The organism is Photobacterium angustum, from assembly GCF_002954615.1.
Taxonomy (GTDB): Bacteria; Pseudomonadota; Gammaproteobacteria; order Enterobacterales; family Vibrionaceae; genus Photobacterium; species Photobacterium angustum_A.
In genome coordinates this window covers 1541510-1557955 of the sequence record NZ_MSCJ01000003.1, presented here as the reverse complement: position 1 = coordinate 1557955, position 16446 = coordinate 1541510, and the positions used below count along the sequence as shown (strand labels likewise).

General features: G+C 38.2%; 15 protein-coding genes. 9 read left to right on the top strand and 6 right to left on the bottom strand.

Annotated elements, in window-relative coordinates; all coding sequences use genetic code 11:
* The first annotated feature begins 143 nt into the window (after window positions 1-143).
* From BTO08_RS21875 to BTO08_RS21865, 3 genes are all read left to right on the top strand, one after another.
* Entirely contained in the window at window positions 144-695 is a 552-nt protein-coding gene (locus tag BTO08_RS21875) for a hypothetical protein (protein WP_242446321.1), read from the top strand.
* Between the two features lie 122 nt (window positions 696-817).
* Window positions 818-1558, top strand: coding sequence for an AAA family ATPase (locus BTO08_RS21870; RefSeq protein ID WP_105062633.1), 741 nt, complete (start codon window positions 818-820; stop codon window positions 1556-1558).
* A gap of 122 nt (window positions 1559-1680) precedes the next feature.
* Complete coding sequence (locus BTO08_RS21865; RefSeq protein WP_105062632.1) at window positions 1681-2070, top strand: hypothetical protein; 390 nt, start codon at window positions 1681-1683, stop codon at window positions 2068-2070.
* 76 nt (window positions 2071-2146) lie between these two features.
* Here BTO08_RS21865 and BTO08_RS21860 read toward each other — a convergent pair whose 3' ends face one another.
* Window positions 2147-3016 carry a LysR family transcriptional regulator gene (locus tag BTO08_RS21860; protein ID WP_105062631.1) on the bottom strand — a complete coding sequence of 290 codons (870 nt, stop codon included), beginning with the start codon at window positions 3014-3016 and terminating at the stop codon, window positions 2147-2149.
* A gap of 104 nt (window positions 3017-3120) precedes the next feature.
* Between BTO08_RS21860 and BTO08_RS21855 the strand changes: the two genes are divergently transcribed.
* From BTO08_RS21855 to BTO08_RS21835, 5 genes are all read left to right on the top strand, one after another.
* Window positions 3121-4023 carry an SDR family oxidoreductase gene (locus tag BTO08_RS21855; protein ID WP_105062630.1) on the top strand — a complete coding sequence of 301 codons (903 nt, stop codon included), beginning with the start codon at window positions 3121-3123 and terminating at the stop codon, window positions 4021-4023.
* Window positions 4024-4241: 218 nt separating this feature from the next.
* Window positions 4242-4748 (top strand): hypothetical protein, encoded by a 507-nt coding sequence (locus tag BTO08_RS21850; RefSeq protein ID WP_198038540.1) that lies wholly within the window; start codon window positions 4242-4244, stop codon window positions 4746-4748.
* Between the two features lie 331 nt (window positions 4749-5079).
* A complete protein-coding gene (locus BTO08_RS21845) occupies window positions 5080-8097 on the top strand; it encodes a flavocytochrome c (RefSeq protein ID WP_105062628.1) in 3018 nt (1005 codons plus the stop codon).
* Between the two features lie 89 nt (window positions 8098-8186).
* On the top strand, window positions 8187-9134 hold the full coding sequence (locus BTO08_RS21840) for an FAD:protein FMN transferase (RefSeq protein ID WP_105062627.1): 948 nt from the start codon (window positions 8187-8189) through the stop codon (window positions 9132-9134).
* Between the two features lie 218 nt (window positions 9135-9352).
* The gene (locus BTO08_RS21835) at window positions 9353-10399 is read left to right on the top strand and encodes an oxidoreductase (protein WP_105062626.1); all 1047 of its coding nucleotides are present in this window, start codon (window positions 9353-9355) and stop codon (window positions 10397-10399) included.
* A 102-nt stretch (window positions 10400-10501) separates the two neighbouring features.
* Here BTO08_RS21835 and BTO08_RS21830 read toward each other — a convergent pair whose 3' ends face one another.
* The 4 genes from BTO08_RS21830 to BTO08_RS21815 all read right to left on the bottom strand — a co-directional run bounded on the left by BTO08_RS21830 (window position 10502) and on the right by BTO08_RS21815 (window position 15101).
* Entirely contained in the window at window positions 10502-11236 is a 735-nt protein-coding gene (locus BTO08_RS21830; RefSeq protein WP_105062625.1) for a hypothetical protein, read from the bottom strand.
* Between the two features lie 641 nt (window positions 11237-11877).
* Window positions 11878-12942, bottom strand: coding sequence for an acyltransferase family protein (locus BTO08_RS21825; protein WP_105062624.1), 1065 nt, complete (start codon window positions 12940-12942; stop codon window positions 11878-11880).
* 477 nt (window positions 12943-13419) lie between these two features.
* The gene (locus BTO08_RS21820) at window positions 13420-13926 is read right to left on the bottom strand and encodes a GNAT family N-acetyltransferase (protein ID WP_105062623.1); all 507 of its coding nucleotides are present in this window, start codon (window positions 13924-13926) and stop codon (window positions 13420-13422) included.
* A 2-nt stretch (window positions 13927-13928) separates the two neighbouring features.
* Window positions 13929-15101: a MerR family transcriptional regulator gene (locus BTO08_RS21815; RefSeq protein ID WP_105062622.1), complete on the bottom strand. Its 1173-nt coding sequence runs from the start codon at window positions 15099-15101 to the stop codon at window positions 13929-13931.
* A 215-nt stretch (window positions 15102-15316) separates the two neighbouring features.
* Between BTO08_RS21815 and BTO08_RS21810 the strand changes: the two genes are divergently transcribed.
* On the top strand, window positions 15317-15685 hold the full coding sequence (locus BTO08_RS21810) for a cell envelope integrity TolA C-terminal domain-containing protein (RefSeq protein WP_105062621.1): 369 nt from the start codon (window positions 15317-15319) through the stop codon (window positions 15683-15685).
* A gap of 59 nt (window positions 15686-15744) precedes the next feature.
* Here the strand turns inward: BTO08_RS21810 and BTO08_RS21805 are convergent, their stop codons facing one another.
* On the bottom strand, window positions 15745-16398 hold the full coding sequence (locus tag BTO08_RS21805) for a YoaK family protein (protein WP_105062620.1): 654 nt from the start codon (window positions 16396-16398) through the stop codon (window positions 15745-15747).
* Between the last annotated feature and the right edge of the window lie 48 nt (window positions 16399-16446).

The window sequence follows — 16446 nt, the reverse complement described above, 5'->3', positions numbered from 1 at the left end:
CTATGTTCATCGTTAAAGCCCTTATACTGACTTGATAGCAAAGATTAAAATCATCTATCGCGTTAAATATTCAGCTTCAAGTCATTGTTTAGCGACTAAGATAAGATTGTTTTCTCTTTAGTAACGTATATTTTGGGAGTTATATGATGAAATCACTATTATTAGTCACGCTATCTATTCTTGCTTTTCAAGCACATGCACAAGATAGGTATGTGTGCAAAAGTGATCATTCTGAGCGTGTAATCGAAGTTGTTTATGCTAATCCAAATAGCAAAGTACCATGTGAAGTTCGCTACACTAAGCCGGAAGGCACTGCTGTATTGTGGGATGCGAAACATGAGGTAGGTTACTGTGAAGCGAAAGCAAAAGCCTTTGCTGAAAAATTAACAAGCTTAGGCATGTCATGCTCTGGCGTCGATGTCGCATCAAGCACTCCTGTTGCAACAGAACAGCCTACAGAAACCCAAACCCAACAAGATGCCGCGACTCCTTTAGCTGCACCTTTAGTTGATACTCCAACGGCTTCAACGCCAGAATCTACTAACACTGCGCCAGTTGTAGAATCACAAACGCATTCTGATTCACCAACCGCAACACAAATTCAGCAAGATGCAGCAGCACCTTTGGTTGATACTCCAACCTCTTCAACACCAGCATCTGCAACAGAAGCAGCAACGCCATCTCAAGCGGAATAGTTCTAATATTAATGGTTGATGTAAATTGAGTGGGTACTAACTTTCTCGCTCATTTTATTTCAATGCGATAACGGATAGTTTTGTTAAACTATTTTAGAAATAAGTAATACTGTTTGAGATTTATGAACTTTGAAGAAAAACCCTACCTACGAGAAGTCGAATTAAAGCGCGAAAAAATTGATAATTACGATCAATTTCCGTTTTGTATTCCAGCCATCAAAGAGTTAGATGTCATTGAGTTTCACCCTGATGTTACTTTTTTTGTCGGTGAAAATGGTTCAGGAAAATCTACGTTAATTGAAGCGATTGCAGTATCCATGGGGCTTAATGCTGAAGGGGGGAACAAGAATACCGGTTTTGCTACCGAGCAAACACATTCAGAGCTAGATCGCTACATTAAAACCGTAAAAAGTTTTAAACGTCCTAAAGATTACTATTTTTTAAGGGCTGAAAGTTTTTATAATGTCGCTACTTATTTAGATCAGCTCATGCCGCCACCGTTGCAAGGTTATGGTGGGCAATCACTACATCATCAATCTCATGGTGAATCTTTTATGGCGACGATCTCTAATAAGTTACGTGGTAATGGTTTATACATTATGGATGAGCCCGAAGCTGCACTCTCACCAGCGAGGCAAATGGCTGCGCTTTCAGAAATCCACCGCTTAGTTGAAGCAGGTTCGCAATTTGTTATTGCTACTCACTCGCCGATTTTATTGGCTTATCCAAGAGCTAAAATCTATCAGTTTAGTGGTAGTGGCATTGATGAAACGGCTTATGAGGATACCGAGCATTATGAGATCACTCGAAACTTCCTTAATCGCCATCAGCAGATGATGAAAATCTTAATGGAAGAAGAATAATTGAGTTTAATATTACTTGATGAATCGCCCAAATTTACGTATTCAGATTTGCAATGAAATCATAATTAGTCTATTAAATTAATGACATAGGTGTATTAAGATGTCATTGTTATCAGGGAAAAATGAAAAAAAAATTTATAGTTGTTTCATATATATGCATTACAGCGACAATGTTGCTGGGTTTACTTATTTCATACCTTTTGATTAATTTCTCTGATGTTGTTAGTAGCAATTATTTAACTTACCATCATGCAAAAAATGATAACTTGTTTGAAAGAGGATGGCTGCCTGATATTTTACCGCCATCAACATTTATGATTTCAGTAAATAATAATTTAGATTTGAATACGTCACATGGAAACTTCTATTTATCTAAGCCTGATATGAATGTATTTATCGACAACCTACTCATAACAGAAGATAAAGACAAGTATAAATATACCGATGAATATAATAGTGTTTGGTATTTCCATATTAATGATAATGGAAAAGTAACCTATGAGTTGAATTAAATAGCTGACTTATACCTTGTTATTATCTAATGAGTAAGGTCAGCTTTATATATTCTACGTTATTAAAACTTGCTTATTATTTAAGTTTACTTTGAATAAAGTTAATAAAACAGCGAGTCTTGGCGGGTAGTAACCGTGTTTCGGTTATGGCATAAATCGGTACAGGGGAGCTTTGCCAGTCCGGCAATATGCGTTGTAATTTTCCTTGCGCTAACTCATCAGTGATCATTTCTTGTGGAAGCAATCCCAATCCCATATTAAGCACTATTAATTGCTTGATCATGCCAATACTATTTACAAACAGCTTGCTGTTTACCTTAATATCTGCCGATTTATCTTTGCTATGTAATGCCCAATGGGCTGATTTTACGATACTAAAACACTGATGTTGGGTAAGTTCGTCTGGTGATTGTGGTTCGCCATATTGCGCTAAATAAGCGGGTGATGCATAAACATAGTGATGGAAGTTAGCGAGTTTACGAGCAATTAAGCTTGAGCTTTCACTTTCACCAGCTCGAATTGCCACATCGAAATATTCAGATGTCATATCCACACGCCGTGACGATAAATCAAATTCCAATTCAATCTCTGGGTACTGTTTTGAAAATTCGGGCAGTAATGGCGCAATGAAGTGGGTCGCAAAATCAATAGGGGCAGACACGCGAACTGTACCACTAGGGTTTTCTGCTATATCACTCAATTGTTGATGGGCGAGTTTGGCTTCTTCAACAATACGACGACAACGCTCGTAATACAGTTGACCTGCTTCTGTGAGTTCAATTTTTCGTGTTGTACGGTGGAGCAAACGCAGCCCAATGGCTTTTTCTAATGCACTAATGCGTCTTGAAAGGGTGGAATTAGGCACTCCAGTAATCTCAGCTGCTTGGCGAAAGCTCATTACGTTGGCGACTTCTACAAATAACGCCATATCATCAAGTGATTTCATGATTATCCCATTTTTGAACCAATCATTTCCATTTTATAGGATTTAATCCAAATATAGAATTATATAACATAGCTTCAACGTCAGAGATTAACGAGAAAATGATTATGCAAACTCAAAAGAAGAAAGTACTTGTTGTTGGTGCCACAGGTTTCCTAGGTCGTAAAATTTTACGTAGTTTAATGCAGCATTCAAACGTCGATATTAAAGCGATGTCACGCCGTGGTGCACCAAAAGGTGAATTTTCAGAGCTAGAGTGGGTACAGGCTGACATGATGGATCCTGCTTCTTTAGATGCTGCATTACAAGGTGTGGATGTTGTGATTAGCTCTGCTAACGGTTATATGAAAGAGAGCCTTGATGCCGATTTCCAAGGCAATAAAAATCTCGCAGAAGCAGCAGCACGAGCGAACATTGAACGCTTTGTTTTCTTGAGTATTGTTAATAGCGATGAAGCGCAGAGCGTGCCACATTTTCATGCTAAAAAAGTTGCAGAAGATGTGATTAAACAAGTCGGTATTCCTTATGTGTTTGTGCGTGCGCCAGCGTTTTTAGATCAAACGTCTGATTACGTTGCGGATGGTTTTAAAGCTGGTCGTTTTTACGCAATTGGCGATACAACGACTAAGTGGTCGTACATTTTAACTGATGATTTGGCTGATTATCTTGCTAAAGCAGCCGCATTTGAAGGCGATGAAATCAACAATAAGTCGATTGATGTAGGTTGGAGCGATGGTGCTAAAAGCCAAGCGGAATTGGTGCAATTAATTAGTGAAGTGACAGGTAAAAAGTTATCGACATGGACTGTGCCATGGTTTGTTTTCCAGTTACTTGTTCGCCCAATCAAACTATTTAGTGAGCTTGGCTATGACATGCTTGAAATGTTCCTGTTCTTCAAAAAAGGGCGTTTTGTTGCTGACATTAGCGATCAAGAACGTTTCTTTGGTCCAGCGCCATTAGCAAAAGATGTGATAACGCGTTGGGCAAAAAATAATAAGTTTATTGATTAATATACAATGTTTTTAATAGAAGCTGACTTAATGTCAGCTTTTTTATTTCAACTCCATTTAAGTAAGCATAAACCTCGCCAATAACATAATTCATTTTTGGTAAATGAAGTTTTGATAAATATTACTCGTCCTTGTTTGAAAATATTTTTATCGGAGTAGCATAAATGACAAGATAAAAGATAATAATTATTTGAAAGGTGCGTATTATGAAAACTTCAATAATTAAAAGAATAAATTTTGAAATTATTCCTGCTCAAATTTTCCTTTTTGCGTTTTGGCTTAAAAATGGGTTTATTGATAAAGTTTTTGGTGTTGCCTTAGGTGCATTATATCCGAATAACGCAATATATAGAGGTGACTCATGGGCTGGATGGGAGTCTTATATTGCAGGTAATTGGAATAAGTCAGAAGTTGCACATACTTTATTTTCACCTGTATATAACTATCTATTTCCTGTCATTATTATATTACAGTGTTTACCTGCTATTTTGATGATAGTTGCTTTTCTAAAAGGTGAGTTTTTAACTGGCGTTAATACGGTATTCACTAAACGCGCAGCGATTGCTTCTTTATTCGTTACTAGTGTATTGCTATTTAGTCAAACTATCGCTGGTGCACCTGATGGTCAGTACCTATGGCAACTTTTAGGATTGGGTATGATAGTGATGATGTATATTCACTATCAAGCAACGAAAAACAATCAATTAATTAACCTTCCTCATTAATTATGTGATTCTATTTATTATATAAAAGTCAGTTCCATGTGTGAGCTGGTTTTTTCATAATTTGTAATAATGATAGGGTATTAAAAACTTATTATGTTAATTTTTTCAATAAAACTGTTAACGATTGGTTTATTTGTTTAAGTGTTAATGGGTTTATGTGCTTTGTGCATAGATTGAATGCGGATGTATCATTTTACTACAAATTACCGCTGTAGTATTTTTATTCAATGTTAGTTAATTGCTTTAGTTCCTATTTTAAAAGTTACTTAAATTTAGCTGCTTATTTAGTGATTTTTAATATAAGTATTAATTATTATTGGAATATGAATCAGTGAATAAATTAACAGACGAAATTCAATTAGGCTTATCACAAGCAAAATTAAAAAATCGCATTGTTATGGCACCTATGACCATTCAATCTGCATTTTTTGATGGTGGTGTTACACAAGAAATGATCGACTATTATGCTGCTCGCTCTGGCGATGCTGGCGCAGTCATTGTTGAAAGTGCATTCGTTGAAAATTACGGCAGAGCATTTCCCGGTGCATTAGGTATTAATACCGACAGTAAGATTGCTGGGCTTAAGAAGTTAGCATCGGCAATTAAAGAGAAAGGCTCAAAGGCTATTCTACAAATCTACCATGCTGGCCGTATGGCAAATGGCGAATACAATGGTGGTCATCAACCTATATCGGCGAGTCCTGTCGCTGCGCTTCGCGATAATGCAGAAACACCACTTGAAATGACGAAAGAGCAGATTGGCTTCATGATTGATGCTTTTGCTAATGCTGTTCATCGTGCAATTGTTGCGGGCTTTGATGGTGTTGAGATCCATGGCGCTAATACATACATCCTTCAACAGTTTTTCTCTCCGCACTCAAACCGTCGAAATGATAAGTGGGGCGGTGATATTGAAAAACGTACGACATTCCCTCTTGCTGTTTTAAATGAAGCGAAAAGAGTTGTCGCTGATCACCAACGCGATGATTTCATTATTGGTTACCGTTTCTCTCCTGAAGAAATTGAAGAGCCTGGTATTCGTTTTGAAGATACCATGTACTTGCTTGATAAGTTGGCTGCGAGTGGTCTTGATTATTTCCACTTCTCGATGGGTAACTATACTCGAAATTCGATCGTAAACCCTGAAGATAAAGAACTACTTATTCGTAAATACCATGCGCTTAAATCTGACAATGTTGCCAAAATCCCTGTAATAGGTGTTGGTGGTATTGCTCAGCGATCTGATGCTGATCAAGCATTAGCGCAAGGCTACGACATGGTGAGTGTGGGTAAAGGTTTCCTTGTTGAGCCAACATGGGCGACTAAAGCGATCAATGGTGAAGAATGTGCCGAGTTCGCTGATATTGAGCAACAACATCAACTGAAGATCCCAACACCACTTTGGGAAATCATGGACTACATGATTGTTGATAGTAAAGCAGAGGCATTAAAGCACCAGCGTATTAAAGAATTACAAAACGTTGAGATCACCTTTGAGCCTGGTGAGTACACCGCTTATGGCTACGGTCATAATGGCAAATTACCTGTAACGGTGACGTTCTCTGAAGACAAGATCCTAGATATTATCGTTGATTCATCAAAAGAGTCAGACGGTATTGCTAACCCTGCGTTTGAACGTATTCCACAACAAATTATGGAAGGCCAAACGCTAAATATTGATGTGATTTCTGGTGCGACAGTGAGTAGCCAAGCGGTTATTGACGGTGTATCTGATGCTGTTGATTTAGCGGGTGGTAACTCGGAAGCGCTTCGTTGTAAAGCACGTGAAGCGGTTGAATGGTCTACGGAAGTTATCGAAAAAGCTGTCGATGTTGTTGTTGTCGGTGGTGGTGGTGCAGGTTTAAGTGCAGCGCTTACTGCTTTAGATAATGGCAAGTCTGTTATTTTGCTAGAAAAATTCCCTGCTGTTGGTGGTAACACTGTACGTACAGGCGGTTGGGTGAATGCAGCAGAGCCTAAGTGGGTCAAAGATTTCCCTGCGATTGCTGGTGAAGTAGATTACCTTAAAGCAATTGCTGATACACCTGAGTCAGACATTGCAGAAGAATATCTTGCAGATTTCCGCACTCTGAAGGATCAATTAGCCAACTATTTCCTTGATACTGAAAGTGGCAAAAATTACCTGTTTGATTCCGTTGAACTGCACCTAATTCAGACATACCTAGGTGGTAAACGTACTAACCTTGATGGCGAACCAATTCATGGTCAATACGATTTAGTACAGACGTTAACAAGTCGTGCAATGGAATCGATTGATTGGTTAACTGAAAAAGGCATCGACTTTAACCGTGGCATGGTGGATATCGCTGTTGGTGCGCTATGGCGCCGAGCACACAAACCTAGTCGTCCTAAAGGTGTTGAGTTTGTCGAAAAACTGCAAAAGCAAGTAATTGCCCAAGGTGGACATATCATTACGGATGCGCGAGCTGAAGAATTGATTGTTGATGATGGAAAAGTGGTTGGTATTAAAGCAACGCATTCAGACGGTACAAAATATGTGTTGACCACTCATTGTGGTGTTGTACTGGCGTCTGGTGGTTTTGGTGCTAACACCAAAATGCTGCAAAAATACAACAACTACTGGAACGAGATTGCCGACGATATTAAAACAACCAACTCACCTGCACTTATTGGTGATGGTATTGAAATCGGTGAAAAAGTCGGTGCTGATTTAGTGGGCATGGAATATGTTCAGTTAATGCCGATTGGTGATCCTAAATCTGGTGCGTTATTAACGGGTCTTATTGTTCCACCTGAAAACTTTGTCTTTGTTAATAATCAAGGCAAGCGTTTTGTCGATGAATGTGAAAGTCGAGACGTGCTTTCTCGCTCATTCTTCGACAATGGCGGTGTGGTTTATATGATTGCTGATGAAGCTATTCGTAAAACGGCAGCTAACACCACAGATGAAACCATTGAGCGTGAGATCGAAGAAGGTATTATTATTAAAGCGGATTCAATTGAAGAATTAGCTCAAAAAATTAATGTACCGACTGAAGCGTTAACAGAAACGATTCGCCGTTATAACAGTTACGTTGATGAAGGGCGTGATCCTGAATTCCACAAAGGCGCACTTGGCTTAAAAGTGGAAAAAGCACCGTTCTATGCAACGCCACGTAAGCCATCGGTTCACCATACGATGGGTGGTTTGAAGATCAATACTAAAGCGTGTGTATTGGATAAAACGGGGACACCAATCTCTGGGCTATATGCAGCCGGTGAGGTGACAGGTGGTATTCATGCTGGTAACCGTTTAGGTGGTAATGCGTTGATTGATATCTTCACTTATGGTCGCATAGCGGGTGATAGCGTATCTAACCGCATTTAATTAGATATATACCCAAGCATCTTGAAGTTACTTGGGTATAAAGGGAAGCCATGTGCTTCCCTTTTTACTATTTAACGAGAACAGACTTAATGGCAAGTTATAAAACACGTTTTCCTATGATGGGAACCTTTATTGATCTTGTAGTTCATCATGAACGTGGTGAAGCGTTGATCAAAGAATGTTATCTGCAACTTCAAGAATTTACTCAACGTTTTACGGTTAATCAGGCGCAATCTGAATTGATGCGCGTCAATAATTACGCAGGCATTCGAGCTGTCCGTGTAAAGCCGGATCTTTATGCGCTGATTAAGAAATCAAAAGCGATCAGTATCGATCCTCAAAATCCGTTTAATGTGGCGATTGGGCCACTAGTTAAAACATGGCATATCGGTTTTAAAGATGCCAAGTTACCCACAGATGCGGAGTTTGCGGAAAAATTACAGCTTGTCGATCCGTCAAACATTATCCTAGATGATGACTATCAGTCGGTATACCTTTCTCAAACGGGTATGCAGATAGATTTAGGTGCTATTGCTAAAGGATATTTTGCTGATCGGATCAAAGATTTTCTTACGGCTAACGGGGTCGAGCATGGCTTTATTAACCTTGGTGGTAATGTGCTGACCATTGGTTACTCGCCTGAGAATGCTTCACAAACATGGAATGTCGGTATTCAAAACCCGCTGGCATCTTCGCGTGGCGATATCTGTCGAGTTGTGCCTTTAAGAGGTTATTCAATGGTAACGTCTGGTATTAATGAACGTTATTTTGAATACAACGGGCAGCGATACCATCACCTTCTTGATGGGCAAACGGGTAAGCCTATCTCAACCAATATCGCGAGTGTGACGATTATTTCAAAGCTTTCTGTGGACGGTGAAATATGGAGCACTGCTGGCTTTTTATCATCCATTGATGATGCGCTTGCTTATCTTAATCGTCAGGCAGGCATTGAGGCGGTATTAATATCAAATCAAGGTGACGTTTTTTTCACTAATGGTCTTACTGACAACGGTACAGTTATTCAGATGCGCTAAATAGCAATATTTGACTATTAAAGTGAAATACAGCTCTATATTTTCCTGTTTTCACCACTTAAAACGACAAAAAATGTGTAAGTTGCATTTCCTACATTGCCCCATAATGATAAGTTTCTCACACAGATAGATGACTGGCTGGTATTTGAGTTTGTCAGTGTTTGTATAAATGAAACGATATTATTCAATTGCCAATTATTCGGTATGGAGAAATGAACATGGCGTGCTCAGCGATCAAAACAGCGGTTATTGGTTATGGTTTTTCCGCTCAAACCTTTCATATTCCATTTATTACAAGCCTAAAAGAGTTTGAGCTAACGGCGATAAGCACAAGTAAGCAACAACAACTTCAAGAAGATTGGCCATTAATTCAACATTTTGATAGTGCAGAAGCGCTGATAACTTCTTCCGATGCTGAATTAGTGATCATTACCGCGCCAAATGATGTCCACTTTCAGTTAGCTAAAGCAGCCTTAGAGAATGGTAAACACGTCATTATTGAAAAGCCATTTGTCACCAAGGTTGAAGATGGGGAAGTACTGATCGCATTAGCAAAAGAAAAGGGACTAATGCTGAGTATTTACCACAATCGACGTTGGGATGGTGATTTTCTTACCGTGAAAAAAATGATCGATGAAAAACGTTTTGGAGAGTTAAAACATTTTGAATCTCACTTCGATCGCTTTCGCCCTGTGGTTCGCGAACGTTGGAAAGAGCAAGCCGCAGATGGGGGCGGTATATTGTTTGATTTAGGCTCGCATTTGCTGGATCAATCGATCACCTTGTTTGGATTACCAGACGCGATCACTGCCGATTGTAGAGTCACGCGAAAAGGCTCTAATAATGTTGATTACTTCCACTTACTTTTACATTACTCAACTCACCTTGTTGTGCTTCATGGCGACATGATAAGTGCTGGCGAAAATAGGCGTTTTACTATTAAAGGTACTGGTGGCTGTTATGAAAAGCTGGGTATTGATCCGCAAGAGCAATACTTAGTTTCTGGTATTAAGCCTGTAAATGAAGATTGGTCGGCAGAATTACCCTCTCAGTATGGTCACTTTTATGATGAGAAAAACTGTTCGCCTGTACCAACAGTGAAAGGATGTTATCAGGAATATTATTACCAAGTGGCTAAAGCCATTCGCCAAGGTGCGACATGTCCTGTTAAAGCAGAAGACGCATTGTTAAACATTAAATTAATCGAGTTGGCGTTGGAAAGCAGCCGTTTAGGTAAGAAAATTCAACTTAGAGATGCAGTCTAAATACCGCTTCAATAGGCTTTAGATATTTAAGAACGCTAACCAGTTTTAAATAAAAGCCAAACTTAACTTTTTAAGTTTGGCTTAATTTTTGAGTTAATGAAATTAGATTGGTCTTATTGCACCGTTTTCATCTGTACTCCAGTCGACCATAGCATTATTTTTACCCACTAATCGACTTATGCTACTGACAAAATGACTTTCATCTGTGTTGGTATTATGACTATAAATTAAACCATAGAATTCATGAGCAAAAGCGTCAACGGTTTTGATACCATTATCATTTGAGAAGGTAAAAGTACCACCTAAATACACTTGGTCGGATTCGACTTCTTGAATATTGGCTTCTTGATCTGTTGCCTCTGGTATTTTAATAAAATTTGTTTCTTTTTGTGTGTTAGCAATATTATTTTGATTGAGCTTAAAAGTATTTGTGTTTTGATTAATTAAAGGTGCATGAAATTGTATGTCTTTAACAGTGCTTATCTGAATCTTATCAGCTTGCTTTTGAACAGATAAAGTCCCTGATATCTCTTCAATACTCAACCCTTCATTATGATTGCCACTATCGATAACTGCACAAGCATTATCGGTTTCGCCAATGTTAAGATCTTTTGCACAATTTAGAGCGCTTTCAGTAATAACTAAAAAAGTATCATAATTAACTTGTGCGTATTGCTTTTTAACATCAGATGTTAAATTACCAAGATCAAGTGGAGTAGCTTTGTCTGTACCACCGCCACCACCGCCACCACCGCTATTATTATCGTCATTACCGCCGCCACCGCCACAACCCACTAATATTGTTGAAATGAGTACGAATAGGCATAACTTTTTCATATAAAAACCTTTTTAAAAATGTGGGAAAATGTCATGTAAATAGATATATTTGAAAGATAATCAGCAAATAAATGTTAATAAATCAATTTTAAGTGACTGATTTAATTTGGTTATCGTTTTTAGGTTGGCTGTATTTTATTATTATCTATTGTCATGATATATAAACAAGCATTTATATAACCCATAACGAAATATTATGTTTTATATTGCTAATTATTATTGATAAGAAAATTAATTAGTGGTTTTTTAAATTAGGTCGTGAAAATATTTAATAAGCTTAAAAAACAAAGGTTATTGGTGATGTTTTTTACCAAGTATATTTTTACAGAAGTATTAAATAATAAAGACGTTTTCTTATGGTGGAGAGTATATACATAAATAGCTGGTATTACGCCGGCTTTTAAATGTATTGTTCTCTATTGGTCATATCTGGAGAGTTTGGTTACTAGAAATATGCAACCTCTATTCGCTGGAGATTCCGCTGAGTCTACCAGAATGAGTTATGTATACAGTAAACGACACATCGAGACTAGTAGTGATAAGTGGTGCGTAGCTATTACTACCAGTCCAAATGCTATATCCAATAAGCTCGACTAGCTGTGACTCTATCACCGAGATGCAGAGTCACATATTTAGCTAGATCAGAAAATACGTTTTAGGACGGGGGTCTTGCAGATAAGATAGCCAATTGCAAAAGAACCGATCACAGAGGGGATGGCAATGACCGCAAAGTTGATTAAGGGTGTTTGGGTCATAAGAGGTTGATAAAAGTCTACGGTTAACTTCATTGGGATAATCTGCACCACATAAGCCGCAAAAGCGGTGCGGGCTAAGATTGAACTCCATTGTCCCTTAGTATTGAATAGCATTTTGAAGCTATAGAGCAGAAACATCGACATCCCAATAACGGTAAATCCACGCATTACCATTTCACCATTCAGGTCATAACCGGAAGCTGTCGGAGAGATGAATGCGAATGCGACAATCCACATAAGAATCCCGAAAAAAGCATGTTTAAACTCTAGCTTATCCAGCCACTGATACCTATATGCTAAGATGCCAAAGTAAAACATGCTGATATACATCGGAAAATATTTTAGAAGGTGAAAACCTAAGAAATCGCTACCTAGAACTTCCATCATATACAAGCCAAAGAAATTGACAGGAATCATTATCACGGCAAACAGCAAGATCTGCCATGGTGCCGGAAACGGCTTATCAACGTAAACCTTTTGACTGCCAGTACGGCACAATGTAAATACCCCGCTAAATACAATCAAGGTCCAGCAGAACCAGGTTACTCCTAAGGAAATATTACCGTTGAGGAAAAAGCCTTTAAGATTTGATGCGGCAAGTTCAAGAGATACAATTGGAGTGATTATAAATAGGGTCATTAAGGTTGGGATACCGAGCCGCTTGAGCTTATCCAACATAAACGTCCTAGTTCCTTTACGCTCAAAAGAAGGGATCACGAAGTAGGCTGATATAAAGAAAAACAGCGACATAAAAAATGACTGGTTGAAACTCTGAAATATGCTTAAAACCCCATATTGATATTGCATCGATTCTTTAACATGGGGCAAATTAAATCCTATTTGATCGAGTCCTGCTGCGCCTGCACTATGGTGCAATATCACCAATACCGCTAACACCCATTTGATATTATCTAGGTAGTCGTAGCGTTTAACTTGTATTGAATTATTCATTGAGTATCCTGTTTTTATATGCATTTTTAATAAAGATATAAAAAGAGTGAGCCACTTAAATTCATGATAGAAATATTGGATGATTTGAGACGATTATCAGCAAATAAATATAAAATTTGATAAGAAACTGACTATTTTAAAGTATCTTTCTTTAAGTTGTGCGTACATTATTGATCTTTATTGTAATGATATATAATCACAAATTTAGATAATCCATAACCAAAAATTATGCTTTATATTTTTGTCTGTTTCATTAATAAGAAACGCATTTTCTGGAATTTATTTTCTTATTAATCGACTTTTATAGCATTTATCATTATTCATAATTGGATGATAAGGTGGATTGCTAAAAAGTAGAAATTCGTTTTAAGATGAGGTTGCTAAGGGTTTTTAATAAACTTGAAAAAATAAGGTTATTAGTAATGATATTTTTCAACCATATATAATTAGCCGACACTACGCCGGCTTTTAAATGCATTATTCAAAAAATGCTGGGTGATAGCTTACTTCACCTGTCGGAATTGAATCTTTAACAGGCAGGGCTAAGAAGTATTCAGCTGGCACACCTGTTAGGGTTAATTCTGGTTTGGCTTTAAAACCAAATCGACCATAATATTCAGGCTCACCTAATAGTACGAATCCCTCTGCACCATGTTCTTTTAACTGGGCTAATCCTTCGTTAATTAACGCTTTACCAATCCCTTTTCCTTGTTGTTCTGGCAATACTGATACAGGTGCTAAACCGTACCAGTTTGTAGCTTCACCATTGATTAGTACTGGGGAGAAAGCGATATGACCAATAACTTGATTGTTTACTTCTGCGACTAACGACAGTGTTAAGGCGTTAGCATCTCGTAGGCGGTTAACGATTAAGTGCTCGGTTGGTTCTGAGCCCGGTTCATGATGAGGATGATCTTTAAATGCACTGTAAGTTAGCGTTTCAATCACAGTAATGTCTGAATCTTTTTCTACTCGAATGATCATGTTTAACCTTTTTTCTTTAATACAAATAATTGATAGCCGTATTGACCTAAATAGTGCTCATGAATATGGATTTCGTTCTTAATATCTTTAATGGCATTGGACGTGAAATGTTGATTATCCAATTGAGCGATCTTGTTTTGTAATGGTGCTAGGTAGTTTGTCCATGACTGATCACTTTGGGTAAAGTGGCTGATCACTTCAAAACCTGCTTGCTGCATCTGTTTGACTCGTTGTTCGCTGGTGGTCATATCTGGATAGTTTTGCTGCCAGAAATCGACTGCTTCTTGGCTTGGATTATCGGCTAACCACACCAAGTCACTGATAACCAAATAACCATGAGCCTTAATAAATGGTTTCCATTGTTTAAGTGCTTGCTCAACCCCCATGATGTAAGCACTGCCTTCAGCCCACAGCACATCAAAATGTTGCTCTTCAAAAGGCATTGCAGTCATACTGGCGCAAACAGTAGTGATGCGATATTCAAGTCTGTTTTCAATGGCCGCTTCGTTTACACAACGTAAGTTATATTCATCGTTGTCTAATGCCGTGATATGAAAATCGCCATGTTTAGCTAATAGGGTGGTGACAACACCTTTACCACAGCCGATATCTAATACTTCACCAGATTTAATGGGTAATGTTTCGAGTACTTTTAGTGAGTCATCATCACAACTAGGGCCAAGTCGTTCTAAATCATCAAAGATCGATTCAAAGTCTGCCATGTATTGCTCATGTTCGTTCATATCTTTTGATAGCCATTTTAATCGTAAGGCTTGTTTTTCACTGAAACCTTGCTTCATTAGCCATTCTAAGTGAGCCGAGGGTGCTGCTGATTCCATTGATTGATGCCATTCTTTCATCGAATTTATACCCAGCATGGCAGAAAGCAAATCACGGGCTTTCAGTTTGTGGGCGATTTCTTCATCAAGAATATTTAGCCGTTGAAGTAGCAGATCTCGATCTATTTGGGCATCTAAACAGGATTGGCACTCTTTCAATGAAAGCCCGCCTGCTTGCAGTTGCTGTAACAGTTTTACCCGTTGCACATCTTTGTCGGTATAGCCACGATAACCATTGCTTAAGCGTGTGCCAGTGATCAGTTTAAGCTTTTCGTAATAAAGTAATGTGGAACGACTTAATCCCACCTTTTGCGCTAATTCTGAAATACGGTACATGGCAGTTTTCCCCTCATTGTTGATAGGCGAACTATAAACTATGAAGCTTTAGACAGGTCAAGGGTTTTGAGAGTGATGTAGTGAATTGAGATGTAATACGTATTGAATAAGTGCTTTGTGTTTAAAGCGATAGTTGAGATATGAAATTTGACTATAAAATTGCTTACTGTTGATAAGGCGTTTTAAAATTTGAACAAGCATAGGTTATAGAACACATGAAACAGTCTCTCATTACTGGCGTTATCTTAGCAGTTATTACATGCAGTGTTAGTGGTAAAGAAATTAGTGATTTAAAGGATTTTTTTATAAATGAGTCAACTGTTATCACTCAATATTCTGGTGTTTATATGCGTTTATTACGTGAAGAAATGGGGGATTTAAGCGCTTATCGTGGCTCAGAATGTTCTTTAAACATGCATCTAAGCGATAAAGGTTTGGTTGAGCGTGTAGAAATGCAATCACAGAGTAAGTTATGTCGAGTGGCATTTAATGCTATTTGGGATATTACGTTTTTTCCATTGCCTGCTGATAAACAAGATGCAGATAAGCTCAGAGATGTGAAGTTATTAGTGTCACCGCAATAGAATTGATTTAAAAAGCCGACATCACGTCGGCTTTTTCGTTTTATTGGTTACAGTAACTATTAATCATCCGCAATTTCATGGGTCCAGAACAAAATCACTGTCGCAATTAAGCTTAAGATTATTGGGACAAGTAACGCATACCTGAAGGAGTAATCCATCACTTGCGTTCCTGCAATTGCGCCAAGAAAGATGGATAACCATAAGCTGAAATGGCGAAAAAACGTGCTGCGATCGCCTTCACCCATAAATAGCATGGCAATAGAACGTCCAGTATTAACTAAAAAACCCGTTACGTAGGTTAGCGCGGTTGATTTTTCAATGGTTAACCGCAGTGCGATATTTTGAATCCCCATAGCAAAGCTTAAGAAGAAATTGGTCACAATCGGCTTAGCGATAGGTTCAACAAACAATGTTGCTGATAGCACTAATGTGACTAGCGCCATGATCATACTGCGATAAAAAGGTTTATTAGCAATCGCGATAGCTTCACCGACGGCAGCACCTAAAACAAATAATACAATAACCCCAATGTAGTGCCACGCTTGTGGTGTATTGCCTGATGTTAACAATATTCCCACATGGGTTGTGTTACCACTCATAAAAGAGATAAATAGGCCATTTTTCAGATGGATAAAGCCAATAGCATCAACAATACCTGCAATAAAAAGGAGATAGAAAGGCATGGTTGAATGAAGGTGTTTTTTCTTAATCATTTGTCATATTCATAAAGTAGGGTGGTAAATATCCATCTCGTGAAACTC